We start from the raw sequence: 25,441 nt of genomic DNA, 5'->3' as shown, positions 1-25,441 counted from the left end.
TATGAAAACAACAACTAAAATAGAAGAACAAGAAACAAATTGCGCAAGCCCTGTTTCCCAACAAGTCTTGCGCCATACAAATTAAAAGAGTTATAAAATAATTCACTTACGGAAGGAGATTCTCGTCACCGCCCGACGAGCCGGATTCGTCGGCATCTACCTTGCCTTTCCATTCCTCCCACTCGATGTCCACATCTGTTAGGCCGCGCACGGCACGGCGACCGCCGCCGGTGGCTCGTGTGCCGCCTCCCTTGAAGCGGGTTTCGGGGATGAAGCGAACGCGCACGCCGTTGATGAGCGCAGCGGTTACTTCCTTTTCTGTATCGACACCGTTATTGTTCGTCGCCGCCGTGAAGTAGAACGAGCCAATGCCGTCGAGTTTCACGGAGCGACCCTGCGCCATATAGTCGCCCATCACACCGCCCAACGCCGTGAGTACGGCCCGTACATCGGCAGGGCTTACGGTGGATTCGGCTGCCACACGCTTGGAAACCTGCTCCGTCGTGATGGCAGAGCCTACGAGAACGGACTTGGGATACCACTTTCCGTTCACTTTCATTTGTACTTTCTTGTAGAATGCCATAGGTTTGATTGTTTTGTGCCGAAGTGCGGTGTAAATGTTAACAACGACTAAAGTATAAGTAGTGGGGCACTGAAGTATAAGTAGTGCCCCACCGAAGTAGGACTTGCCGCAATCTGTATCTACATCACCATTCGGCTGGTTAGTATTTGAATTGCCAGAGAACCTCTCATGCTTAGAAGGCAATTACCGCACGGGCAGCATAACCGTTATCGATCTGCCCTCCCTCTGTTTTACCAAGATAAGTAAAACCTATTTCAGTTTCAGTAATGCGTACACAGCAGGCAGTTCCGTCAGACTTTGCTTCATTGCAAGCCCAAAGATACCAAGGTATCTGAAAATTACTGGGAAGATAGAATACAGACTGAGGTATTCTCCCCTCACTGTAATACCTACTGAGAGTCGTATTTGAATAGGTATCAAAATAATTCTTAAACTTACTCAAATAACTGTTCTTTTCCTCTGCCGAATGGAACAGCCAACTCAGACTATATATATTATTGCCTGAATCTTGTGAGAAACACAGCTGGTTTGGATCTAATCCCGAAAGATTGGCAAACATGAGAAACCACTGCCCAAGGCTTGGCAGATACCAGCCACTGGTAGTTGATGGCGTGGGAACACCTACGGTAACATCAGTATAGGCTCTTCGCCATGCGCTGCCTCCGTATTCCTTGGCAACGGTGATTGCGGCAGTAGTTTTATGATTGTCATAATGTTCGTTCCAGCCATATCCTTTCAGATACTTTTCATATAAAGTATTGGATGTTGTCAATCCGTCCAAATTGTTCATCATCGTGAGTGGTGCTGTAACACCAATATGCTCAAACAGATTGTCCGCTTCAGGATAATCCGTATTGCTTGGTCCCCAAGGTGTAGGCCATGCGGCATCTCTAAGTGCTATGGCATAGCCGTGAGTATAGCCTTTCGCTCTGTCTGCCGGGCTTGTGTAGTTGCTGAAAACAAGAGCCACCGGAACTTTGTCAGTATAGTAAACCAGTGGTCCCCAACTCCCGTCGCTGTACAGATAGTCGCCAACTTTTGGAGCACGCTCGTCGGATTTCAAAACGATGTCCTTTGCCACGACATGCTGTGCGGGGAACGCCTGACCTTTCAGATTGAGTTCCTTGTGATAAGTATCGTTGGTAAAGCTTGCCAGAACAGACAGTGTGCCGTAGAGTTTGCCGTTAGACGGCACTGCCACATATACCTGTGCCTTGCCGTTGCTTTGCCCGATAGAGGTTTCCGACAGGGAAAGAAAAGAGTTGGCTTCGTATTTTTCTTCCGGACTTTCACCAAACTTGAATGTCTGCTTGCCTGCGAATAAAGATGTGCCCGCAGTGGAAACATTGGGCTTATAGAAGAACGAGAGACCTGAAAGACTGCCCGAAGAGCCGTTTGCAGGTTTCAGGCCAAGCCGCATCACTGCTGTCTTATGTGAGAAATTGAGCCGTTGAGCAGCCTTCCCCTCGGCATAGAGCAGGTCGTAGTTGGCAATGTTTTCAGGTTTTCCGTTCTGTCCGCTGAAATCAACATCCACCATAAAATGATTCTCTTTCACATCTACGCTTATCTTGTCGTCGGCTTCGTTGTTTACGGCAAAAAGCTTACTCTCCTGAAATTTCTGCTTATCCCAGTAGTCCTCAACTTCGCCCTTGAATTTCGCGATACCGCCGCTTATTGATTCCACTGTCATCTCCACAGTCTTCATTTGGTCATTCCAACCGTAGAAACCTACCGTAATCTTGTCTCCGACTTTCCACAAGGTCTTCAATCCGCATGCCTCGTCGGGCTGGGTTATTGCACGCGTCGATCGGGCATTTTGCCTTCCGCCTGTTTCCGAAGAAGCGATGCTTCCCGACAGAGTTACCTCAAACTTCCCCCGACCTTCGCCCGGGCCTTTCTTCTCTTCTACCATCTCATCAGAACAGGACACAGCCGTAAAGGCCATAACGGCTACCATGCCGACACATGCGATGAGTTTCATCTTCTTTAATGATTTCATTACTATGTTTCTTTCTTTTTTGGTTATTGACTAATCTTCAAAACCTCCCCAGAGGCTATTCCCCTTACTTCTGCTTTCGTCGCTTCCCCAGTCGTCGCTCCCGGAATCGTCATTGTCCAATTTCCAATCCTCGATTTTTCCGGTCTGCGGAGAAGTACAGATAATGTTGCTACACTCTACTTGCACCACATCTATCTGTGGCCGCTGATACTTTTTCTTTTTCATAATCACTACTTGATTTTGTCATAATTAAACTTCGTTGATTGCATTTTTTTCTTAAAATGTATCTTTTATCCGCTCTTATTTCACATTTCTGAGCAACAACAAAAATATACGATAATGGGCAAGGGCAAACCTTTCGGAATGCCTTTGCCCATTATGGTTGTCGCGCGGTCACGCGCGCGTACGAACAAGTGAAAAAAGATACCTGCCTATTGGCGGTTAGAGAGTGTGTGTGTGTGTGTGTGTGTGTGTTAGCAAATTATTTGGAATGACCAAATAATTTACCGACAATTTCGCGCAAGAAACACCATTTTCTTGCCGCCTGTCACACCTCACTATGTATAGTCCTTTTTGAAGCAATTTACTGGAATTTCGCTGCAAAGGTAATTAAATTTTCTTAAATGTACAAACAAAAACAGATAAATTCAAAAAACGTGCAAAAGGCATGCGCAAATATTGTTTCACGGTGTTTCCCCTATCCGCAGATAATCACGTATAAGAGATTTATTTCCGGTCCACAAGCCATATTTCCATTCCACTGGCAAAATTAGGGCGTACCCTTGCCGGCTGAGCAAGGTCTGCGCCGCAAGCGGTTTTCGTGGAAAATCATCCTCGCCCACAGGGGCTTCGGTATTTTCCCGAAAAACCTTGCACAGCCGAGGATACGCCCATCTTGCCGCCCGTGGAATGGAAGTATGGCTTCCAAAGCCTTCCACATGAATATTTTAATTGTCAATAAATAAAAACAGAAGACATGAATCTGAACAACGCAGAAGTGGCAGTGACCACACAACACCTGATTGATACCGGACAGCCGGAGGAATACCTGCTGACCTTATCCGACTATGGCGACATGGATGAGTTCCTCAGAGCCTGTTCGTTGCTTTTCCCTAAGGAGAAAGCCCCTGAGTACAGATACACGGAATGGGACAATATTCCCGAAGAGCTGATAACCAAAGACAGTCTCCTCCCAAACTTCTTCGAATTGAGGGAGGCTCTGGAACAGACGGGCGAAGAGGAACACGAGAGTTTCATAAACTGGTGCAGACGCCATGCGCACAACCTCGCCGACGATGATCCGTACCAGATGGTGTCCCACTATATGGACATGTGCGAAAGCAATCCCGTCGCAGGTGAAAACGATGATGACGATATGATTTACCCCGAAGAGTTATGTGAGGATACCGGTATGTATGCCGAAAAATACAGGAGAGAGATGATGTGCTCCAGAATGTTTAATGAAAATGAAGAGTGAAATGGAAAGAAACAGGAAAGCAACCGACAATGTCTCCAGTTACTTCTTCTATATGTGGAACAGATGGAGCCATGAGGAATGCGAGGCCGTGTACGGCAACATGTCGGCCCATATATGGAGCAAATGGTGCGCAGTCTGCAAACCTTCCGCATGGGGAGCAGCAGAACGCCTCTATGCGGAACTGTCGGACGGGAACCGGCAGCTTCTGGTGGAAAGGGCTGTCAGCCTGTACGACGGCAGGCGTGAGAAAGAGGAATGTATAAACATATAAAAACAAGAAATGAGTAATTATGAAAAAGACAATGATTGAACTGATTTGCAAGACTTGCTGCTGCAAGCTGGAAGAAGCAAGCGAATACCTCGAAAGCGAGGTGCAGAACCTGATGGAGCTGCAGGAAGTGAACGACCTAAGATATTCGGACTTTGAACTGGCATGCAGCAATCTTGGTCTGGAAAACGACTATATCCCATATTTCATCAACCGACTTGCCTTTGTCTGAGGGCAGTGATAAAAACGCAATGATTATGAAAACGAGTCATTTCACAAATATCGGCAGCCTCGCGGAATTGAAGAGAGCATACCGCCGGCTGGCACTGCAATATCATCCCGACAGGGGAGGCGATATCACGATAATGCAGCAAATCAACCTTGAGTTCGGGAAACTATATGCAGTCTGGAAGGACAGGCGCGACGTTTCGGAAACATTGACAGGGTATGAGAACGACTACTCCGACGCATCCGCGCGGGAATATACCGAGTTCGTCTATAACGAATACAGGTGGAGAGGCAGGAACTACAAGGGCCAGCGCGTGCCGGAGATAGCAGACCTTATCCGCACATGGCTCAGGGAAACCTATCCTCGGTACCGCTTCTCCGTTACAAGGGACGGCTACGGCTCCATCAGGATTTTCCTCATGTCCGCGGACTTTGAGCCTTTCGCCAAGGACTCGGGCATCATATACCATGACGTGAACCAATATCACATTGACTCCGACTCCGTCCTTACCGACCGTGCCAGGGAGGTGCTGTCGAACATCCGTGACTTTGCCATGTCCTACAATTATGACAACAGCGACGTCATGACCGACTATTTCGACACCAATTTCTATCTTTCACTGGGAATCGGGAAATACAACAAGCCGTACAAGGTAGTCCTGCCCAGACTTGATTGCAAGGGGAAGAAAGCCGAAGTGTTCAGGCATCCCGAAGGCAAGGCGCACAAGGCGGTAAGGCAGGCACTGGGAAAGGCGCGTTTCGGCTTTCTGGACAGCCATAAATTCCACGGAGAGCTGATACTCGGAGAAGACACCTACAGCCGTACCGGCGAACGTTTCTTCTGGCCAAAGACCTATTCAAGTGCGAAAACGGCACAAAAGCGGATAGACAAGCTGGAACAGGCAGGCATACGGTGTGAGCTGACCGGCTGCGGGGAGGGAGTAATCCGTTTCCTCGGCTATACTCCTGTAACTGAACATCAACTGGAAACAGAGCGGCAGGAATATGCCGAGGCATATAAGGCCTGGCAGGAAAAACATCAATTACAAACCGTATAAGAATTATGATGATGAAGAAAAATCAAAGCAACGGGCAAGAGCAGCTCGCATGCCTCAAAGAGACACTGGCTGAATACGGGCTGCCCCTGTCAGCCTGGCAGGACATACCTGCGGAAATGCAGGAGAGGATACAGACCGTATCCCTTGCGATGTCGTGGATAGACAATGCAGGTCAGGACAAGGACAGGTCCCTGACAATAGAGGCCGTAACATTCCTGACGGATGTCATTCTCACAAGGAGGAACAACCTTCCACTGGAGGAAATGTGCAATGTGGATGGGGAATTTCTGAATCATTATCAGGAACAGTTCAACCGCCTGTACGACAGGATTGAGAATATACTATTGAATATGAACAAACAAAACCAAAAGACAAGATGAAAAAGGCAAATCACCCGACTGACACGATACTGGTCAGGGCATATACCGACAGCGAATGGGACAGATGCAACTTTGCGCTGATCCATTGTAAAGAATCATGGTTCAAGAGAATGAGGAAAAGGCTGGAAATGGTTCGGCCATTTGCGGAAAACATGGATTTCTGTTCCGCAGCCTTTTATGACACCGGTGTGGATTTCTACCATACTGAGGATGAAGACATTATAAACTTGCTGGAAAAAGACTCCCCGGCTTATGTTGAACTGGAAAAGAACGAGGAGGAAAGGCTCGTGAAACCAGAGAACAGGCTCAACCTCTACCGGCTGCATGTCTATCCGAAAGGCGATTTTATGTATTCCGCATACGGCAAGCATACGAATGAGGAGTTCTGGGCTGAAAGTTTCACATTAGAGGACATAATAACGGATAACCACCCTTCAAATAAGCAATAAGATGAATAAATACAGATTTTATCAAGACCAAAAGGTTACCTGTTGGGAACGCACCTATTTTGAGGTCAAGGCAGCGAATTACAAGGAAGCCGTTTCCGTCGTCAAGTCATGGAAAGGAGAGGATGTCCTTTTAATGGAAGACGACGAAAGAGTCATCATAACGGATGGCGAAACCTTATTTGACACTTCAGAAAGTCTTTCCGTGGAAGAAAACGGAGGTCAGCCGACAATAGAAGTCTTTTCTGCCAGCGGAGAGGACATCGTCAATAACAAACCTGATAACACCTGACGGATATGAGAACGGAAACAAGGACTTACGAGATATACCCGTTGAATGAACTGTCCGGCGAAGCACAGGAAAAAGCATACCGCCAATGGATGGAGAATTTTGAATACCCTTGGGGAAAGGAAAATCGTGATACATTGAAGGCTTTTGAAAAGGTGTTCAAAATAGAGGTGGAAAGATGGTCATACGATACCTGCACATACACTTATCGCTTCACTTCCCATTACAGCGAGGAGGAAGACAACTTGAAAGGGGTAAGATTGCTGAAATACCTTGTCAATAACTATTGGGATGTCCCGTATATTCCCAAGATTAATTGGAAGCACAGTTACGACAAAAGGCGCAGGAGCCGCATCTTCGTAACGGACTGCTGCGTGCTTACAGGCTACTGTTTTGACCATAATATCCTGAATCCCATATATGACTTCCTGAAAAGTCCTGACAACACAACACTGTATGAGCTGATGGATAATTGTCTGGACAGCTTTTTCAAAGCCTGCATGGACGATGCGGAGTATATGATAAGCATGGAAGCCTTCGCGGATGAATGTGAAGCAAACGAGTACGAGTTTCTATCTGACGGAACGTTGTTTAATTAATCTGGAAAAGCAATGAAAAAATATAAGACAACAGAGAAAATTCCTACATGGAGCCTGTGCTATCTGGTAAACGGCGATGCAACGGGATTGACAGACGAGGAAATTGCGCTTGTGGATAAATGGTATCAGGATAATCGTGTGGAAATCATATCACCTCATAGAGACAATGCAGGCAACTCGCATCCTTATTTCTCTTGTGTACCGGCTTTCGGACTATCTGCGGAAGCAGAGGATTGTGATGTCATTTATAATAAAAGGTAGAATAAACTGTATTATATAATTTTGAAATTATGGAAAAAAAACGAATATACCGGGTACATACGCAATACATATTCAATGGCGTATATGAGTTGGTTGCAGAAAACAGGGAGGAAGCACAGCAGAAAGTCCGAGAAGATTGCGGATTGGTAATGGGTGGAAACATTCACAGCACACTTCCCGAAGAAGAAGTGGATTGGGCATTTGATATTCACCCCGATGTGAAGATTGGAAGGATAACTCTCCGAAAAAAAGAGAAAAGACATAAAGGATAAGTTGGCATATTAGCCAGCCTACTCTGTTGCTATAAGTCCTAAATATAAATAGATTCATCATCAAAAACGACTCTTGCAATATTTATAATGTATTGCAAGAGTCATTTTTATAGTCAAGGAATATAAAACAGGGCAAACTCCACCTTTCTCCGTTTGACCAATCCTCTGAGGACTTTGCCCTTGTATCGGCAGAAAGATATAAATTCGCGGTAGAAATTCCTGTCGCCCAATTCTATCTTTCGTAGCAATCTGCTCTTGGCATACTTCCCATATCCCAGCAATCTGGCCACTCCGACATTATAGGACAGAACGGCAAGAAGCAAGGCATCCTTCCCATAGTCTTTGAACATCATCAGACGCTTCATCAGGTCTGTCCGAAGCAGGGAGTCCGCCTGCCGTTCCGTCATCGCCGCCGTGAACCGCTCTCCGGGCAGAAGCCGATGTCCATAGCCTACATATGGGTAATCTTTCCAAGTATGTAAGCCCTCAAAATGCTTGATGCAGACAATGGCACGCTCAAACGGCGGTAATGAAAAGAGAGCCTTTCCGCCCTCCTGAGCGGAAAGCTGTAAGCAGGAAAGGCAGACAAGGTACAAGACGACAAGTTTACTTCTTACCCTCATCATTTTTCTTCTCCTTTTCCTCGTCCCTTTGGCTGTTGAACTCAAACGAGAGTTTTTCCGCCTGTCCGAAATTATCCTCCACATACACGTCTATCGTCTGCTGGTCGATGGAAACGGAGGTGTAATATAGCCTGAACTCCTCTTTAGTGAGCGGGTAACGGTCATTGGGCTTGAAGACTGTACCGTTATCCATTTTCAATCTACCACTGCCATCGGGCTGAAAGTACCTAATGGTATAGCGTGCATCCTCAAACCGCCCCTGCCGTTTGAGCGTGCAGCGTATCTCCGCCGTCTGTCCCTTGACAATATGCTTCTGCACCGGCATTGTCTCTACCGTGAACGGGTACGCCTGCTGAATATCCAACTCGTGATTACAAGCAGATAGACAAAACCCTGCGAGGGCAAGCACTCCCATTACCCAAATCGTATTCAATATTTTCTTCTTCATTGTTCATTATCGTTTTGCTGTTATACATTGTTCTCTGCATTCTTGAAAAGCAGAAACTCATTCAAATCCTTATGCTCGGCATACAGAAAGGAACGGTCGATGACCTTCTCCCCGAAACAGTCGTGTAGTCTCTGAAAAGTCCTTCTCCCCGCCTCGTCATTGTCGAGGAAGCATTCTATCCTCTCATAGCCCTGCAAGACTCTTACTGCCTTCTCCACGTTGGAAACGGAATTAAGGACAAGCCTATCCGAAGCGATGATACCGAGTTGCATGGCGGAGAGATAATCCATAAAGCCCTCAAAAACGGAACACACGTCCGAGCCGTTACACTTCAAGGAAATATCCTTCGGCGGTATGCAGCCCTTGAAGAAGCGGTTGCGAAGCTCCAATCCTCCGGCATCGTTACGAAAGCCGATGGCATAGTACCGTTTGCCATGCACACGGTATCGAACCTCCTCGCAGTTGGGTATGGCAACGTGGGCATTGACACCCCGTTCTTTCAAGTAGCCCAGCAGTTTGGCATCCTGCAACGGTCGCACCCAAATATCATTGAAGACTGGTTCTTTCTTTTCGCTTCTTTGCGGTTGTTTCAAAGCAGGCAGCGGACACGTTCCGCTCTTGGCGATGAATGCCGCCCGCAGGAGGAAATCACCGCTTCCGATAAACTCTCCTGCCAAGTCGAAGATATCACCTCCTTTGCCCGTCCCGAAATCGAACCAGACATTCTTGACGATATCGACTTTGAAGGAGGGTGTCCGCTCCGTGCGGTACGGAGCGGAATACCACAAGGCGTTTCCTTTCTGTCTGGTCGGATGAATCCCCATCGCGTTCAGGAAGTCCACAATGGGGATTTCTCTCATCTGTCGCACGTCCATCAGTCCAGCATGATTTTCAGTCCGACACCGTACTGCGTATGGAAACGTCCCGTAGAGCCTCCCCACAGGCAACGCTCCCTGCCATAGAGCAGTAACACGAATCTGTCCGTCAGATAGGTCTCCGTCTGCAAGGTAACGGCACCACCGTAGATAAAGCCGTCCTTATTGCGCAGCGTCGAGCCGTCAAAGAGCCGTTTCTCTCCGCCATTGACCGTCTCATAACCCGCCAAAGCGGAAATGCCGGTGGAGAGGAAGAAGGTCTTGCTTCCGTCTGAAAGCACGTTACAGAAGAAACCTCCCTCGCCCGTGAACTGTTCCACAGGGATACGGCTATCCCGATAAGGATGGTATCCGCGGAGATACTCCACCCCGAACACCCATTGATGTCCGCCTTTCGTGTAGGTAGCAAGCGAAGCCCCGAACGAGTATCCTGTCTCATTCTTTGAGGAAGCGGAATAAAAACCGTACGCCATGCCTGCGGTCAGGCGTATGCCTTTCATCTTGGGCAGACAGCGTTGGGCGTGCGCCTGCCCTGCAAAGAGGGCAAGCGACACGACAAACAGGAAAAATGCGAGCTTTCTCATATCACTTCACTTTGAGCTCGTCAATTACTCTTGCACGCACAAGGTCTTCATTCTCCACGACGAAGGACTGATGTCTTCCTCCGTTCTTCTCGTGCATCTCCACAATGAGATGCTTGTCATCGGGGATGGTGAACTTCTGAAGCGTGAATACCCCGCCACGCAGGTAACATAGTTGTAGGCACGCAGCGGAAGCTGTACCTGCTCCTGCATGGCGGTCTGCTTGGCGACCTTCTTGTCCACGATTTTGAACGTGATGAAGTCGATGTCGAACGGCACATTGGACTTGTTGCGCAGTTCTGTATGGAAATACAGCAGTCCGTTATGAGAGTACAACCCTTTGAGCAGGTACTGAATACCGAAGGACTTGCTGCCGATGTGCTTCACAGTCCGCCTGTCCTCCTTGTGAATGGACTTCATGATAAGCCTTACCAGCATCGGACTCTCGCTGCCGAGTTCCTTGAGATAAACCTCCATTGCGTTGTTCGGTCGGTTTACGCCCGCCCCGTCGTGGATAAAGTCCGCCATTTCCACATTGAGTAACAGCGGCTCGTTGGCATACTTGACATTAAAGGTGTAAAATGCCCCGTCTTCCGTGATGACACTCATGTTCGTCTCCTCACGGAAGTCCTTGACCGTCGCTTTCACACGGATGAAGTTCTCCACTCCCACATTATATGAGAGAACGGTCATCAATAGAGCATCCCTGCCATACCCTGTAGTTTTTCAACGCATTTTCACAAACCAGTACAAAAGAGGTAGGTTCAATTGTTATTTACCTCTTGCCGATACGCTTTCACACAGGAATTATCTCTGCTGTGAACAGATGAGACTACGGCATGATTTCCGTGCTTCAAGCAAGTAGCTCAAGAAAATATATCTGACAAATATTTGTCAATTAAGAAATTTTCCTTACCTTTGCACCCCATTATAACTATCATTCAGTGAACGGATTAGAGGGCAACGGCTATCAACAGCATATTTCCTTATGTAATAAAGGTATATGTGTGGCGCAGGAAAAACAAGATTTTCCTGTGATTTTGTCGTCGGATTATTTGGCAGTTCCAAATAATTTATTACTCTCTCTCTCTCTCTCTCTCTCTCTCTCTCTCTCTCTCTCATAGACGCTACTGGCGCAACTCCTTACACAAACATCTTATTATACGCGCGCATGAGAAACGGCGCAAAGCCTTTGGGCAAAGGACTTACAAGAAGTTCCGTTGCCTGTTTTGTCGTGTCCGTTGGCCAAGTGTCTGCTAACGGATATAAGTCCACATTAGTGAGAATTTTTCAAGAATAAACAAGAGTTATAAACTATATATTTTAATCAATTTAATTAATCAATTTAAATTATGAGACAAACAAAACTATTGTTTTCATTGTTGCTGGCAATCATCATGTCGGCAACAGGGGCGTTTGCCCAGACGGTAGGAACAATATTCGACTACCAGGGTTGTACCTATAAGGTTGTCAAGAAAGACTTGCATAATACCTCACTGAATGAGGTGCAAGTGCTGAAAGTAGGGGGTAGCGGCAAGGTGGTTATCCCCACGAAGGTACAAACTCCGGTTGGCATGGACCTGGAATGGTACAATGTGGTGGGCTGTGTGCCTTGGGAATCCAAGGTGGATAACGGTGTTACCGAAGTGGAGTTTTCCGAGGGCTTCAAGGAAATCAACTCACATTCTCTCCGCTTTGCCGAAAACCTGCAAAAGATAATCATTCCTGCAACTTGCGGGCAGGTAGGTATTGGGTGTTTTCTCAACTGTCAGAAACTTACGGAGTTTGTGGTGAAATCGGGAAATAACAAATATAAAACCTATGAGGGAGCACTGCTGTCAAAAGATGGCAGGCAGCTTGTCTATGTTCCTGCAGGCAAGACCGGCGACTACACCGTTCCCAGTGGAGTGGAAGAGATCATGCCGTCGGCATTCTCCAATTGCAGGGAAATGAAAAAGATTACCATTCCGACTTCCGTCAGCAAGATTTCGGAGAATGCCGAGTACCCCTCGTTCAACAGTAGCGGTACTCATTTTACAGTAGTGCCAGGCAATGTAAAATACAAGGATATCAACGGTCTTTTGTGCAGCCATGATGGCAAAACACTCGTACACGTTCCTTTCAAGTACGACCAACTGCAAACTCCTGATGAGAAACTTACCATTCCTAACGGCGTTAAAACTGTGGCGCAGAATGCGGCAATCAACTGCTATATGAAGCAACTTGATTTGAACGAGACACAGGAAATCGGCAATTCGGCTTTTAACTCATGCAGTGCTTTGGAGAGCGTGAAGATTGGCAAAGACGTAACGAAGATTGGCAAGGGTGCATTTACCAACTGCCCTAAAATCAAGGCTTTTGATGTAGCAGAAGAAAATTCTCATTACAAATCAAAAGATGGTGTCATTTTCACAGAGGATGATAAAGTTCTTTTGATTTATCCATCGGGGAAAGAGGGTGTCTATACAGTGCCTGAAGGTACGGAAAAGATTGAAGAGTCTGCTTTCGCAGATGTTCAGAAATTGGAGGAAATCACGATTGCAAAGACCGTGAAGACCATTGGTCAGGCTGCCTTCAAGACTGCCAAGGTTTTGAAAAAGGTCAATTTCACAACTCCCTCGCAACTTGAGGAAATCGGGGCAAATGCTTTCCAAAACACCAAGTTGGAAACATTAACCATACCTGCAACGGTAAAGAAACTTGGGGATGCATGTTTCGCCGACATAAAAACACTCACGGAGGTGCATATTGCCAATGGGAGTCTGTTGGAATCCCTGCCTCCTTTTCTTTTCTCGAATGCAGAAAAACTTACGAAGGTGGTTTTTGACGGGGCAAACAACCTGAAAACGATACAAAGTTCCGTATTCAGCAATTGTGCAAGTCTGAAAACGTTCACCGTACCCAAAAACGTAGAACGCATCGCCTCCGGTGCTTTCAAGGGAGCGCAAGCTCTGGAAACCGTATTGTTCGAGGAACCGTCGGTTCTTACAAGCATCGGCAAAGGAGCATTTGCCGACTGCGGAATCACACATATCAAACTTCCCGAAAGCATAAAGTTGATTGAAGAACTGGCTTTCGACCATTGTACGAAACTCACGGAGATAGAGTTGCCCAAGAATCTCTTGGAAGTAAAGCAAGGAGCGTTCAATTTCTGCGAGAGTCTCCTGAAATTCATCGTCGCATCAGGCAACACAAAATACAGTACGCTTGACGGTATGCTCTGCGACATCAACAAAGAAGAACTGCAAGTGTTCCCTGCCGGAAAAGCCGACTCAAAATACACGCTCGTGCCTTACTTCAAGAAAGTCGCAGCCTACTGTTTCTATGGCAGCAACAAAGTTACCAATATCACATTCCCCAAGACGGTGACGGAAATAGGCACGCACGCCATTGCTCTTTGCAACAACCTGAAATCGCTCAGTTTCATGGGAGAGGAGAGTGTGCCAGAATTGAAAGCCGACATCATGTACCAATCCGGCAATCTTAAGGACGTCACCATTTATGTACGCAAGAAATGGTATGAGAGCAGTGACAACGACGCGACTGTGAATACTTATAACAGCAGATTCAAGGAGGTGCATCCTTCATTTGTAACAGAAGTGGGCTACGACCGCGGCACAGAGTTCTTCCCCACTTCCGTGAGCGACGTGGGTGTCATCAGTTTCTATAATGAGCGCACATCGGTTATCATAGAAAAGACAGCCAAAGAGCCGAACTATACCGACACGCGTGGCAAGACTTGGCAGGAGAAGGATTACACAGTCAGCAGCATTCTCGATTTCGCATACGAAAAGACCAACAAGGCGGAAGCCATCGTCTCGCTGGCAGATATGAGTTATGTCGGTATGAATTCCTTCAAGGGCAACAGCATCAAGGACGTTTATTTCGTAGGCGACACGCCGGGCTCACTCGGGTCTGTTGATTTCGAACAGCCTGACAGTTATCCGTTCAAGGAAAACCAAAATATTTATGTGAAACAAAGCAAAGTGCAGGCATATAAGGATAAATGGGAAGTAGCCAAGACCATAGGAGGCACAGAGAAGCACACGCTCAATATCACCCACAAGATACCGCAGACCACCAACAGCTACGGCGGCACGGTGTGCTTCCCGTTCGACGTGAAATATCCTTCCGGACAAGGCAGCAACGACATCAAGCCTTATGTGCCGAAGGACTACACCCACGCCTACGACACAAGCAATCCGTTCGTAAAGGCATACAGCGTGGACAACTACTATGTGCCAGCCTTTGTTGGTGCGCTCATACGCAGCAAGGAAGCCGTTACGGTGAATTCCTATTGCGAAATGGATGAAGCGCAAGCCCACGATAAGTCGGCATTGACTGCACTTGGCTATAGCGAGACAGACAACAACCGTATGATAGGTGCTGTGGAAGATACGCCAATCACCAATGAGACCGGCTATCAATACTATGCTTTCAGCAAGAGTCGGGGCAAATTCGTGCAACTCAAGAACGGCGCCACGTTCCCATACTTCAAGGCATATTTCCGAATGGCAAACAGCGCGTCGGCTCCTGCCAAAGGCTTCTGCATCGTGTTCGACGACGACAGCACCGTTACGGGCATCGACGGCATCATCGAAACAGGCAAGGACAGCGACAACGCGCCTTACTACAATCTCAGCGGCGTGCAGGTAAAGCCCACAAAAGGTGTTTATATCCACAACGGAAAGAAAGTAATCATCAAATAATAATAGGAAAGAAAGCAAAATGAAGAAAAAAACATATACGGAACCTCTCACGGAGGTTGTCAAACTGGAAGTAAACTCCCTGATGGAAACTTGGAGCATCGGTGTGGACAACGATCCCAACCACGGCATAGGTGCCGGACAGGAAGACGACATTGGCGCAAAGCAGGGTTTCTTCGACGAGGAGGACGACTGGGCAAAACCGGGCTTCAATGCTTGGGAAGACTAATACAGCGTGATGCCATGCTCTGCCTCACTGATGGTGGGGCATGGCATTTATGCTTCCGGCAATACGGCTCTTTTGAGCAACAATTATTAACCAGCCGATGAGTGGTGTAGATAGAGATGGCGACAAGTCCTACTTCAGTAGGGCACTACTTATACTTCAGTGCCCCACTACTTATACTTTAGTCGTTGTTAACATTTCAGCCGCTTTTGGCACAAAACAATCAAACCTATGGCATTCTACAAGAAAGTACAGATGAAAGTGAACGGCAAGTGGTATCCCAAATCCATTCTCGTAGGCTCTGCCATCACGACGGAGCAAATTTCCAAGCGCGTGGCAGCCGAATCGACGGTAAGCCCCGCCGATGTGCGTGCCGTGCTCACAGCATTGGGCGGAGTAATGGGCGACTATATGGCGCAGGGCCGCTCGGTAAAATTAGATGGTATCGGCTCTTTCTACTTCACGGCGGCGACGAACAAGAACGGTGTGGCAACAGAAAAGGAAGTAACCGCTGCGCTCATCAATGGGGTGCGCGTGCGCTTCATTCCCGAAACCCGATTCCGTGGCGGTGGCACAAGAGCCACAGGTGGCGGTCGCCGTGCCGTGCGTGGCCTGACCGACGTGGACATCGAATGGGAGGAATGGAAAGGCAAGGTCACTTCGGAGGATTCCGAATCATCAACGGAGGGTGGAGAAGATCTCAACCCATAAATCATTTGAATTTTATAACTCTTTAATTTATATGGCGCAAGGCTTGTTGGGAAACAGGGCTTGCGCCTGTTTTGATTTATCTCTATTCCGTTTTAGAACGGAGAAAACAAAAAACGGTAATTATTATCATGTAATGCTTGCTTATTTTATATAGGTTAGATATTTGGATAACTCTTTGGCACTGTTTTTGTACATACAACACAGAATTAATATACTAAATAAATGAAAGCAATAAATCTGAATACTTTAACAGATGCGTATGAGCAACTATCCAAAGACACTCTAATCGCATTTCTAAGTTTTTACGGAATAGAATTGGCAGAGAAAGGTAAAAACGGAGGACTGAAAGAAGGCGAATTGGAGTGTATGAAATCTTTCATAAACCAATTTAAAACAGTGGATAACCTTACACCTTTATTGGATAATTTCTTTGTGGGCTATAAGATTCCACAAATTGGAAAAGAATTTGATTTACTGCGAATAAACGATGACAATATTGTCAATATCGAATTAAAATCCAAGGCAGGCGAGGAAAAAATATTGAAACAACTCAAAAGAAATTCATATTATCTGAAATTCTTAAATAAGGAAGTATCATTGTTTACATACATCCAAGAGTCTAACACACTCTATATGCTGAACGATGAGGATAATATTGTTTCCATAAGTTTTGACATTTTATATAAGGAATTGTCGAAAGACAACACTGTAACAGAGGATATTGACAGACTTTTCAATCCTGGCAACTATCTGATATCTCCATTCAATTCTACACAGCAATTTATGGAAGAGGAATACTTCCTAACAGAGCATCAGGAGGAAATCAAATGCAAGATTTTGAATGCTGTCGAAAGTACTAAGGCAGAGTTTATGGCACTTACAGGAGCAGCAGGAACGGGAAAAACATTGCTGACATACGACATAGCTAAGGAGTTGATGAGTAAAGATAAAAAGGTTCTCATTGTTCATTGTGCACAATTGAATGAAGGGCAATATGTTTTGCAAAGCGAATATGGTTGGGATATTTGTATGGCAAAAAATATTGGATATAAAAACTTGGCAGAATTTGAAGTGATAATAGTAGATGAAGCACAAAGAATATACCAATCGCAATTTAACGATATAAAAGTTAATGCGGAAAAAAAGAAAATGAAGTGTATCTTTTCGTTTGACGAAAAGCAATATTTACATAATAACGAGAGGGCGCGGAATATGTCTGGACAAATTTTGGCGATTTTGACTCAACCAATTTACAAACTGACAGACAAGATAAGAACCAATAAAGAAATCGCTTCTTTTATTAAGCCTTTATTTGATTGTCATGAGAAAATAACCCATTCTGATAATTCAAACATAAATTTGCATTATTGTTCGACCAAGAAAGATGTTATAGCATTGTCAAAATACCTACAAGAAAAAGGTTGGAAAGTACCTAAATATACTCCCGGAACAGTTTCCATATTTAAATATGAAGGGTATGGAATAGCCAATGAAGAAAGTGCACATGCTGTGATAGGTCAGGAATTTGATAAAGTTGTAGCAGTAATGGACGAAACTTTCAGGTACGATGGAAACGGAAAACTAACGGCAGGTAACGACTACTATTCACAACGGCAGATGCTGTATCAGATTTTGACAAGAGCAAGACAAAAATTATATGTCATAATTCTCGGTAACGAAACTATGCTGAAAAGATGCCTTGAGATATTGAGAAAATAAATACTTGATATATCCCGCCATATAGAGGATGACAAACAGCACGAAAAGGGCGAGCAGCCCTCCGGCGAAAATGAACAGATACTGGCTTTTGAGTCCCTGAAACTCTACCGAGCGACCGATTCCCTTATTGATGGGATAGGTCTCCATAGACTTAGAGGAAGAAACTTCTCAGAATGGTGGCTGCGACAATGAGGAAGATACACGCCCCGAACCAGCTTGCGGCGGTCTTCGAGGTGTCCGGATCGCCGGACGAGAACTTTGAGTAGACCTTTACCCCTCCGATAAGTCCCACGACCGCACCGATGGCGTAGATGAGTTTCGTGGCAGGGTCGAAATAACTCGTCACCATGCTTGTCGCTTGGTTGATACCCGAGATACCGTTGCCTTGAGCAATGGCTGTCATTGATACAAGCAGCGTTAAGGCTGCAAAAAAGACTTTTCTTTTCATAGGTCGAAATATAAAATAATTAGACAAAAATGTTTCCGACCACAAAAGTATAGGATATGACAACAGATTTTCCTGACTGTACGACATCTGTCATCTTATGTCATTATATTGCATCCGATAAGATGCTTTTCAATGAACATCAAGAGAAGATTCTTAGCGACATACAATGCTGAATTTACGGAGAAATTCTTTCTTACGCTAATATACGGTATTGAATTTTATCATGCATATACTGTGCGTTAGTGTACTGTCACAGAGAGGAAGAGAAAAAATAAGGATAGGCATACTTTTTCTTGCATACGTTTGCGATATAATCACAAGCATAAATGGATATAAAATACCGATTTTTGGGTATTGTGCCATTATGTAAACCTTATTATCTTTGCACCGAAAAAAAGAAGTTATGATAAGGACACACATAGATATACGACATGGGCATGAAAGTCCACTAAGCCAAGCGCACCGTTCAGATAAAAGACGGTGCGCTTTTTTTATGAATAAAGTTGACGGGTGTTCACTTTTGAAGAAGTGCCTGAATAGACTGTCATATAATCATGATCATAGAGAGTCTGGGTGGAGCAATGAGAGTAAGCGCACACGACCAAACTTTCTTATAGTTTTCATTTGCCTATTCGCATGGCAGGATGTTTACGCCCAAAAAATCATTTATGGTCGAATCACTGACGCGCAGACCCACAAACCCTTGAACGGTGCCACGGTCATATTGGACAATTCCGGAACAGGAACAACCTCTGACCATACAGGTACATTTAAGATGAATGTTCCTTCGAGACACGACAAGAGGATAAAAGTACAATACATAGGATATAAAAGCCGCAACATAACCTTCGGTCAAAAGTCATACGTCAATGACAGCATCTGCTGTGATGTGGAATTACTACCGTTGGACAACCTCCTGTCTGATGTAGTAGTATTGGGAAAGAGCAAGGCACAGATGCATCGTGAAGTCCCCTCGGCAGTGACAATCATAGACGGAAAATCACTCAAATATAAGACAGCCACCTTAAACGAGATTCTTGACAACACTGCCGGTATCAAGGTGGCGCAACAAGGAGGGCTGGGAAATGCATCGCGTATCATCATACAAGGCATGGACGGCAAACGCATCGGCATATTCGTCAATGGCATGCCAATGGGAAACTCCGATGAGTTCCAGCTCAGCAGTATTCCAATCGACATGATAGAGGAGGTGGAAGTATATAAAGGCATAATCCCTGCGTGGTTGGGTGGTGATGGATTGGGCGGTGCCGTGAATATCCTTCTGAAGGACTTCAAAAAGAATCATTTGGAAGCGGCATTAGAGGCGGCATCTTACAACACCTATATCGGCAGCCTGCAACTGAAACATTATCTGGGGAAGACATCAACAACCCTGCATGCCAGTGCTACGATGAACTATGCGAAGAATAATTATAGTTTTTCTTCCCCGTTTGAATTGGGACGCACCATTCATCGCGACCATGACGCCTACTTGCACGGAGGTTTCAGTGTGGGCATCAGCAGCCGACAATTATGGTTTGAGCAATTTGACATCACATTGAGTGCCGACTATTATCGCAAGGAAATACAAGGCGGACTGATGAACGTGCAAAACAACATCCAACATGCCTTTACGCGTACACGTTCGGCCAATATAGCATTAAGTCTTGAAAAAAAGTTTCTGAATGGAAAGCTAACGGCACAACTCCACTCGATTATCGGTTTCAGCCTTGTCAATCAGGTAGACACCTCCCATTATTGCTACGATTTCATCGGAAACAAGTTTCCAAGTGGCTCCGGACGTGGAGAGATTGGCTCCGTTCCAAACGACTCACACGACAGGCATACCTCTATCCGTGAGCTGCTCAACCTGACTTACAAGATTGACAACCATCAACTTATTACATGGAATACCAATTACCGCTATGGGCGCAAGATACCCAAAGACGAACTTGCCGATCGTTACTCCCGCTTGCCAACCAGCGGCTACCCGAGCCGGCTCCATACCATCGTGTCCGGGTTGACCCATGAATGGAAACTATACGATGGCAAGTTCACAAACGAATTGGGGATAAAGGTCTTCAACCACCATTCAAGAGTTCTTCCGTTTGCCGAATCAATCATGCTGCAAGACAAACCCAGAACCTCAACCAACCACAGTACCATGATAGGCTGGAGCGAGGCAATGGCACTGCATCTTCTTCCGAATAATGCCCTGACGCTGAAAGCTTCCATGCAATCGGCCGTCAGAATGCCCATAGCCGAGGAATTGTTTGGTGACGGTGTGCTGCTGCTCCCGTCTGAAAAACTTCGGCCAGAACGTAGCCTCAATATCAATGCAGGTGCGATATGGCTCATCAATGTCGGACACTACCCGCAGGTGCGGCTTGGCCTCAATACGTTCTACATGAGTGCAAAGGACATGATTAAACTGATGTATAGTTCCATGAATATGGCCTATGACAATATCGGCAAGGTCCGTGTGATGGGCGTGGACATGGAAATAGACGGCAAACTGAACCGTTGGCTGGATATGCAAGGAAACATCACATGGCAGGATGCCCGCGACAGGCGAAAGGATGCCGTTGGCGGTGGGGAAAACTTTCACTATCGTTATCGTATTCCCAACATGCCTTACCTCTTTGGCAACGTCGGGCTGCGTCTGCACAAGGATGGCTTGCTCGGGCGTTCTACGTCCTCAGCACTTGTCTCTTCTTTCGGATTTACCAAGGAGTTTAGTTACAACTGGGAGGCAAGCGACAACAACACTATGCTTATACCGGCAAGATACAGTTGGGACGTAGCCCTTCATCATTCTTTCAACAGCCAATGCCAACTTAGTCTTGAGGTGCGAAACATACTCAATCGTGAGAATTGGGCGGAGTTCCGTTATCCGATGGAAAGACGCACGTTCCACTTGAAGATAAAATACATTATTAATAAAAGATAACCATAAAATATAAAAGTTATGAAAACAAACAAAATTCTATGGGCATTGCCCTGTCTGACCATGCTGTTTGCAGCAACATTTTCATCGTGTTCGGAAAACAACGACCAGCCTGTCCCTCAGCCCCAATCCAAGAACCACTTCCTGATGTCCGCACAATCGGACAACAGTTTCTTCATCACGGGGTTTGAGAATTTCAATGAAGGCACGACTGTAACCTACAACAAAGCCGTCACGCTTCCCACGGGACATCTGTTCATGGAGAAACGCGGAAAGTATGTCTATCTCCAGTCCGGCTCGATGTATGGCTATGGAGGCGAGCAGACGCTCTACAAATACGAGGTGGATGCCAACGGGAAACTTTCCGCCCAGCCCGCCGGCAAACTTTCTTTTCCGGGTTCACCCAACGTGGTTGAAATCGTATTTGCGAGCGACACAAAAGCCTATGCCGTCACATGCGCAAGCCGTGGGCAACTGATTGTGTTCAACCCGGCCACGATGAGCGTGACGAAAGAGATAGACCTTTCGCCTTATGCGGAAGAGGACAAGGACCCAGACGGAGGCAATGGCATTGTGCGCGACGGCAAACTCTTCCTGCCGCTCAATCAGGCAAAGTCGATGAAGGAGATCCTTGCTACACCTGCGCAAGTGGCCGTCATCGACGTGGCGACCGACAAGGTGGATAAAGTCATAAAAGACGACCGTGCGACCAGCCTCGGAATGGTCGGACATACCACTCCTGTCATCGACGAAGCCGGCAATATCTATTTCCATACCGGACCGCGTGCGGCGATGATGTGCCAGTTTATGCCCGGCAAGGGATACAAGGACGGATTGCTGCGTATCAAGAAAGGCGAGACAGAGTTCGACAAGGAGTTTTATATGAGTCTGCAAACCACCGAGGGAGCAGAGGTCGGTTCTTACGGGATGTCAATGGCCTATGGCGGCAACGGGAAAATCTACACGTTCCTTTATAAGCCATCACTCGTAAAAGACCCCGACGACAAGACCTATATCGTCAACAAATGCTATGTACCTTATGAGATAGACGTGAACAAGAAGACCGGACGCATTCTTCCCCTCCCCGCATCGTGTGGCTGGGCTGCCAATGCCGTCATCAAGGTGGGTGATTCCATCTATTTTGGTGAGCACACCGACAGCGGCATAGGTTTCTATCGCTACGACATGGCAACGGGTAAAGGTTCCATGCAGCCAAGCGTGAAGACTCCTACCGGTGCCTATAAGGTGATTTCTTTAGACTAAAACAACTTATGGACGAGTTTTTGTAAACTTCCATAAACTGCCAAGAAGGTTACAGAACTCGTCCTTCATTACATAACCAATAAACAACAAGAAATGATGAAGGGAAATCTTAAAATATCCATTCTATGGGTGGCAATGATAGCCGGGATGTCTGCACACTCCCTGATAGACATGATTCCTCTTTTCTGGAAAGCAAACATTGCTATTTCTGATGAAGGCGTGGCTCCGATGCCCATATTGGTGTTGATGGCCATTGTCTCATTCACGATACCGGCGACAGGACTGCTACTTTCACTCTATGCCGGCAAGCGTTGCATAAAACGGTTCATTTCTGCCTTGCCTCCCTCCTTTCCCTGTTCTGTACGGCACATAGTCTGGAACTGGTAACCGGCTTTGAGCTTCCGCAACTTTTCATCCACCCCATGCTCGTCGTGCTGGGCATTACCCTTGCCTATGAAGCGTGGAAATGGAACAAGGAAATATAATGCTTATTCTGTGATAGATATGATACAAAATCATTCATATAACACTCTCGAACTCCAAATACGCACTTACGGCTTATGGCATTGTGCGTTTTTTTTATGAACAATCCAAAACAATGTTCACTATTCTAATCCGACTATGCAGAAATTAAAGACAGATGTTAGACAACGTATATTGGAGGTGGCGCATCGGGAGTTCATCAAGAACGGTGTTCGGCACACGTGCATCCGTAACGTGGCGCGCAAGGCCGGTGTGACGGTGGGCAACCTGTACCATTATTTTGACAGCAAGGATGCCTTGTTTTGCGCGGTGATGCGTCCGCTGCTCTCGGCAATCGACCGATATATCCTTTCGCACAACGACGAGGAGAATCTATCCATAGAGGTGTTCGATATGCGACAGCAGCAGATTGACTACATCTTTTCCATGCTTGCGCTCATCAAGGATTTTCGTCCCGAATTGCGGCTGCTCCTTTTCAATGCCGAAGGCACTTCGCTGGAGGGATATAAGAATAAAATCATCGACCACCAGATGCAGGTGGGCATAGAATATATGCGCCTGATGAAAGAGCGCTATCCGCATCTCAACATCAACATCTCCCCGTTTCTGGTCCATCTTACCTGCTCTGCATGGATGACTCTCTTCTGCGAACTCGTGGAGCATGAGGATTATAGCGACGAGGAAATCAAGCTGACGCTCAAGCAATACGTGTCCTTCGGCATGGCCGGATGGAAAGAGCTGATGAAACCATAACCGACTCTCAAGACAGACCAAATATATGATAAAGACACTCAAACGCTTAGGAGCTTACATGGGAGGGCGCAGATGGCTGCTGCCCTGTTCCGTCGGGCTGTCGGCACTCAACGGACTGCTGTCGCTCGTTCCCTTTATTCTTTTGTGGCTTGTGGTGCGCACGCTGCTCACGGTCGAAGGCGACCTTGCCGGCACGCCTCTGTGGGACTATGCCCTCGCGGCATTCGTAGTATCCATAGTGAACGTGCTGCTCTACTTCGTCGCCCTCATGCTGTCGCACCTTGCCGCTTTCCGTGTGGAGACCAACATGCGGCGCAGTGCGATGGAAAGGCTCATGCGTGTGCCACTGGGGTTCTTCGATCCCCGGAATACGGGGCGGATGCGCAAAATCATAGATGAGGACTCAGGGCAGACACACACTTTCGTGGCACACATCCTGCCCGACGTGGCTGGAAGCATAGTCGCTCCGCTCGGTGTCATCATCCTTCTGTTTGCGGTAGACTGGCAGCTGGGCATTGCCTCAGTGATACCGTTTATCTGTGCCTTTGGCATCATGGGCTATATGATGAACCCACGAAACAACCAATTCCAACGGATGTATCTCGATGCGCAGGAGAAGATGAGCGCGGAGGCGGTGGAATACGTGCGCGGCATTCCTGTGGTGAAAGTATTTCAGCAGACGGTCTTCTCGTTCAAGCGTTTTTACGACAGTATCATCAATTATCGTGACCTTGTTATCAGATACACGCTCCAGTGGCGTTCTCCGATGTCTGCCTACACCGTCGCCATCAATGCCTTTGCCTTCTTTCTCGTGCCGACAGGCATTATCCTGATAGGGCATGGCGGAGAGTTGGCGGTCATCGTTTCCGACATGATACTCTATGTGCTGATAGCCCCGATTATCTCCGTCAATGTGATGAAGACGATGTACCTCAGCCAGAACCTCTTTCTGGCGAACGAGGCGGTGGAACGGTTGGAGAACCTCACTTGCGCATTACCGCTTCCCGACTGTGAAACGCCACGGAAAGTCAAGGCTTTCGACATCTGCTTCCATGATGTGTCGTTTCGATATGAGGGAGCGGAGAAAGACGCCGTGAGCCATATCGACCTCACGATCCCCGAAGGAAAGACAATAGCACTTGTGGGAGCATCGGGGAGCGGAAAGACCACCATAGCAAGACTTATTCCCCGATTTTGGGATGTGCGTGAGGGCAGTGTATGCATCGGAGGCATAGACGTGCGACAGATGGACAAGGAGGAACTGATGCACAGCGTGTCGTTCGTCTTCCAGAATACCCGACTGTTCAAAACCTCCATTTTAGAGAATATCCGTTATGGCAGTCCCGAAGCCACGCTTGAACAGGTAAACCGCGCCATAGACTTGTCTCAGAGCCGTGAAATCATCGAACGGCTGCCGCAAGGATTGGAGACCGTGATTGGTGCAGAGGGAACTTACCTGTCGGGCGGCGAGCAGCAGCGCATCGTTCTTGCGCGCGCCATTCTTAAGGATGCCCCCATTGTGGTACTCGATGAGGCGACTGCCTTTGCAGACCCCGAAAATGAGCATCTTATCCGCCGGGCCCTTGCGCATCTCACTCGCGGCAAGACGGTGTTGATGATAGCCCACCGGCTGACCACCGTGCAGGATGCCGACAGCATCGTGGTAATACAGAACGGCGGGATTGCCGAACAGGGGACGCACGGGGAACTCATCGCCCGTAAGGCACTGTATTATAAAATGTGGAACGAATACCAGAAATCCGTAGCATGGAAGTTATAACCATTCAAAAAGCCA

Annotated in this window: 28 protein-coding genes and 2 pseudogenes; 19 read left to right on the top strand and 11 right to left on the bottom strand. The window is 46.8% G+C overall.

Annotation, left to right across the window (positions count from 1 at the left end; all coding sequences use genetic code 11):
• Window positions 1-106 precede the first annotated feature (106 nt).
• The 4 genes from P150_RS0102070 to P150_RS17355 form a co-directional block, all read right to left on the bottom strand.
• Window positions 107-583: an HU family DNA-binding protein gene (locus P150_RS0102070; RefSeq protein ID WP_028896275.1), complete on the bottom strand. Its 477-nt coding sequence runs from the start codon at window positions 581-583 to the stop codon at window positions 107-109.
• A 172-nt stretch (window positions 584-755) separates the two neighbouring features.
• Window positions 756-2,585 (bottom strand): hypothetical protein, encoded by a 1,830-nt coding sequence (locus tag P150_RS0102065; protein WP_028896274.1) that lies wholly within the window; start codon window positions 2,583-2,585, stop codon window positions 756-758.
• A 30-nt stretch (window positions 2,586-2,615) separates the two neighbouring features.
• On the bottom strand, window positions 2,616-2,810 hold the full coding sequence (locus P150_RS0102060) for a hypothetical protein (RefSeq protein WP_028896273.1): 195 nt from the start codon (window positions 2,808-2,810) through the stop codon (window positions 2,616-2,618).
• 544 nt (window positions 2,811-3,354) lie between these two features.
• The gene (locus P150_RS17355; RefSeq protein WP_155952893.1) at window positions 3,355-3,513 is read right to left on the bottom strand and encodes a hypothetical protein; all 159 of its coding nucleotides are present in this window, start codon (window positions 3,511-3,513) and stop codon (window positions 3,355-3,357) included.
• A 48-nt stretch (window positions 3,514-3,561) separates the two neighbouring features.
• Between P150_RS17355 and P150_RS15695 the strand changes: the two genes are divergently transcribed.
• The 10 genes from P150_RS15695 to P150_RS0102010 are packed head-to-tail and all read left to right on the top strand — an operon-like array spanning window position 3,562 to window position 7,863.
• The gene (locus P150_RS15695; protein ID WP_036931983.1) at window positions 3,562-4,062 is read left to right on the top strand and encodes a hypothetical protein; all 501 of its coding nucleotides are present in this window, start codon (window positions 3,562-3,564) and stop codon (window positions 4,060-4,062) included.
• Window positions 4,052-4,333, top strand: coding sequence for a hypothetical protein (locus P150_RS15690; protein ID WP_231477560.1), 282 nt, complete (start codon window positions 4,052-4,054; stop codon window positions 4,331-4,333). Before P150_RS15695 ends, P150_RS15690 begins: the two co-directional genes overlap by 11 nt.
• 19 nt (window positions 4,334-4,352) lie before the next feature.
• Entirely contained in the window at window positions 4,353-4,562 is a 210-nt protein-coding gene (locus P150_RS0102045; protein ID WP_028896272.1) for a hypothetical protein, read from the top strand.
• A gap of 25 nt (window positions 4,563-4,587) precedes the next feature.
• Window positions 4,588-5,616: an LPD29 domain-containing protein gene (locus P150_RS0102040; RefSeq protein ID WP_036932018.1), complete on the top strand. Its 1,029-nt coding sequence runs from the start codon at window positions 4,588-4,590 to the stop codon at window positions 5,614-5,616.
• A 5-nt stretch (window positions 5,617-5,621) separates the two neighbouring features.
• The gene (locus tag P150_RS16785; RefSeq protein WP_051617450.1) at window positions 5,622-5,996 is read left to right on the top strand and encodes a hypothetical protein; all 375 of its coding nucleotides are present in this window, start codon (window positions 5,622-5,624) and stop codon (window positions 5,994-5,996) included.
• Window positions 5,993-6,445 (top strand): hypothetical protein, encoded by a 453-nt coding sequence (locus tag P150_RS0102030; protein WP_028896270.1) that lies wholly within the window; start codon window positions 5,993-5,995, stop codon window positions 6,443-6,445. Before P150_RS16785 ends, P150_RS0102030 begins: the two co-directional genes overlap by 4 nt.
• Window position 6,446: 1 nt before the next feature.
• Window positions 6,447-6,734: a hypothetical protein gene (locus tag P150_RS0102025; protein WP_028896269.1), complete on the top strand. Its 288-nt coding sequence runs from the start codon at window positions 6,447-6,449 to the stop codon at window positions 6,732-6,734.
• Between the two features lie 5 nt (window positions 6,735-6,739).
• Window positions 6,740-7,330, top strand: a complete 591-nt coding sequence (locus P150_RS0102020) for a hypothetical protein (protein ID WP_028896268.1) — start codon at window positions 6,740-6,742, stop codon at window positions 7,328-7,330.
• A gap of 12 nt (window positions 7,331-7,342) precedes the next feature.
• Window positions 7,343-7,591: a hypothetical protein gene (locus P150_RS0102015; RefSeq protein WP_028896267.1), complete on the top strand. Its 249-nt coding sequence runs from the start codon at window positions 7,343-7,345 to the stop codon at window positions 7,589-7,591.
• 29 nt (window positions 7,592-7,620) lie between these two features.
• Window positions 7,621-7,863, top strand: a complete 243-nt coding sequence (locus tag P150_RS0102010) for a hypothetical protein (RefSeq protein WP_028896266.1) — start codon at window positions 7,621-7,623, stop codon at window positions 7,861-7,863.
• A 113-nt stretch (window positions 7,864-7,976) separates the two neighbouring features.
• On the opposite strand, the gene P150_RS0102005 is transcribed toward P150_RS0102010, so the two are convergent.
• The 5 genes and pseudogenes from P150_RS0102005 to traN all read right to left on the bottom strand — a co-directional run.
• Window positions 7,977-8,486, bottom strand: coding sequence for a lysozyme (locus tag P150_RS0102005; protein WP_028896265.1), 510 nt, complete (start codon window positions 8,484-8,486; stop codon window positions 7,977-7,979).
• Window positions 8,470-8,934, bottom strand: coding sequence for a DUF3872 domain-containing protein (locus P150_RS0102000; protein ID WP_028896264.1), 465 nt, complete (start codon window positions 8,932-8,934; stop codon window positions 8,470-8,472). Before P150_RS0102000 ends, P150_RS0102005 begins: the two co-directional genes overlap by 17 nt.
• A 20-nt stretch (window positions 8,935-8,954) precedes the next feature.
• Window positions 8,955-9,809: a toprim domain-containing protein gene (locus P150_RS0101995; protein WP_028896263.1), complete on the bottom strand. Its 855-nt coding sequence runs from the start codon at window positions 9,807-9,809 to the stop codon at window positions 8,955-8,957.
• Entirely contained in the window at window positions 9,809-10,393 is a 585-nt protein-coding gene (locus P150_RS0101990) for a conjugal transfer protein TraO (RefSeq protein ID WP_028896262.1), read from the bottom strand. The genes P150_RS0101995 and P150_RS0101990 overlap by 1 nt, the downstream gene beginning before the upstream one ends.
• Window position 10,394: 1 nt before the next feature.
• Window positions 10,395-11,059, bottom strand: a pseudogene (gene traN, locus P150_RS15680) (conjugative transposon protein TraN); the annotation flags it as partial.
• A gap of 683 nt (window positions 11,060-11,742) precedes the next feature.
• Between traN and P150_RS0101980 the strand changes: the two are divergent.
• The 4 genes from P150_RS0101980 (at window position 11,743) to P150_RS0101965 (ending at window position 17,752) form a co-directional block, all read left to right on the top strand.
• The gene (locus tag P150_RS0101980; protein ID WP_028896261.1) at window positions 11,743-15,099 is read left to right on the top strand and encodes a leucine-rich repeat domain-containing protein; all 3,357 of its coding nucleotides are present in this window, start codon (window positions 11,743-11,745) and stop codon (window positions 15,097-15,099) included.
• 19 nt (window positions 15,100-15,118) lie between these two features.
• The gene (locus tag P150_RS0101975) at window positions 15,119-15,325 is read left to right on the top strand and encodes a hypothetical protein (RefSeq protein WP_028896232.1); all 207 of its coding nucleotides are present in this window, start codon (window positions 15,119-15,121) and stop codon (window positions 15,323-15,325) included.
• A 228-nt stretch (window positions 15,326-15,553) separates the two neighbouring features.
• Window positions 15,554-16,033: an HU family DNA-binding protein gene (locus P150_RS0101970; protein ID WP_036931979.1), complete on the top strand. Its 480-nt coding sequence runs from the start codon at window positions 15,554-15,556 to the stop codon at window positions 16,031-16,033.
• 222 nt (window positions 16,034-16,255) lie between these two features.
• Entirely contained in the window at window positions 16,256-17,752 is a 1,497-nt protein-coding gene (locus tag P150_RS0101965) for an ATP-binding protein (RefSeq protein ID WP_028896260.1), read from the top strand.
• Here P150_RS0101965 and P150_RS17020 read toward each other — a convergent pair.
• A pseudogene (locus tag P150_RS17020) lies at window positions 17,750-17,899 on the bottom strand (DUF4133 domain-containing protein); the annotation flags it as partial. The gene P150_RS0101965 and the pseudogene P150_RS17020 sit on opposite strands and share 3 nt — an antisense overlap.
• Before the next feature lie 4 nt (window positions 17,900-17,903).
• Entirely contained in the window at window positions 17,904-18,200 is a 297-nt protein-coding gene (locus P150_RS0101960; RefSeq protein ID WP_028896259.1) for a DUF4134 domain-containing protein, read from the bottom strand.
• A 403-nt stretch (window positions 18,201-18,603) separates the two neighbouring features.
• On the opposite strand from P150_RS0101960, the gene P150_RS15675 reads away from it, so the two are divergent.
• From P150_RS15675 to P150_RS0101935, 5 genes are all read left to right on the top strand, one after another.
• Window positions 18,604-21,150, top strand: a complete 2,547-nt coding sequence (locus tag P150_RS15675; protein ID WP_081819254.1) for a TonB-dependent receptor — start codon at window positions 18,604-18,606, stop codon at window positions 21,148-21,150.
• A gap of 18 nt (window positions 21,151-21,168) precedes the next feature.
• Window positions 21,169-22,410: a hypothetical protein gene (locus tag P150_RS0101950; protein ID WP_051617435.1), complete on the top strand. Its 1,242-nt coding sequence runs from the start codon at window positions 21,169-21,171 to the stop codon at window positions 22,408-22,410.
• A gap of 93 nt (window positions 22,411-22,503) precedes the next feature.
• Entirely contained in the window at window positions 22,504-22,797 is a 294-nt protein-coding gene (locus P150_RS17350; RefSeq protein WP_155952892.1) for a hypothetical protein, read from the top strand.
• A 234-nt stretch (window positions 22,798-23,031) separates the two neighbouring features.
• Window positions 23,032-23,646, top strand: coding sequence for a TetR/AcrR family transcriptional regulator (locus P150_RS0101940; RefSeq protein ID WP_028896257.1), 615 nt, complete (start codon window positions 23,032-23,034; stop codon window positions 23,644-23,646).
• Between the two features lie 25 nt (window positions 23,647-23,671).
• On the top strand, window positions 23,672-25,426 hold the full coding sequence (locus P150_RS0101935) for an ABC transporter ATP-binding protein (protein ID WP_028896256.1): 1,755 nt from the start codon (window positions 23,672-23,674) through the stop codon (window positions 25,424-25,426).
• Window positions 25,427-25,441 lie beyond the last annotated feature (15 nt).

The organism is Prevotella sp. HUN102, assembly GCF_000688375.1.
Lineage (GTDB): Bacteria > Bacteroidota > Bacteroidia > Bacteroidales > Bacteroidaceae > Prevotella.
The sequence above is the reverse complement of the archived record's forward strand: the minus strand, read 5'-3'. Positions and strand labels throughout refer to the sequence as shown.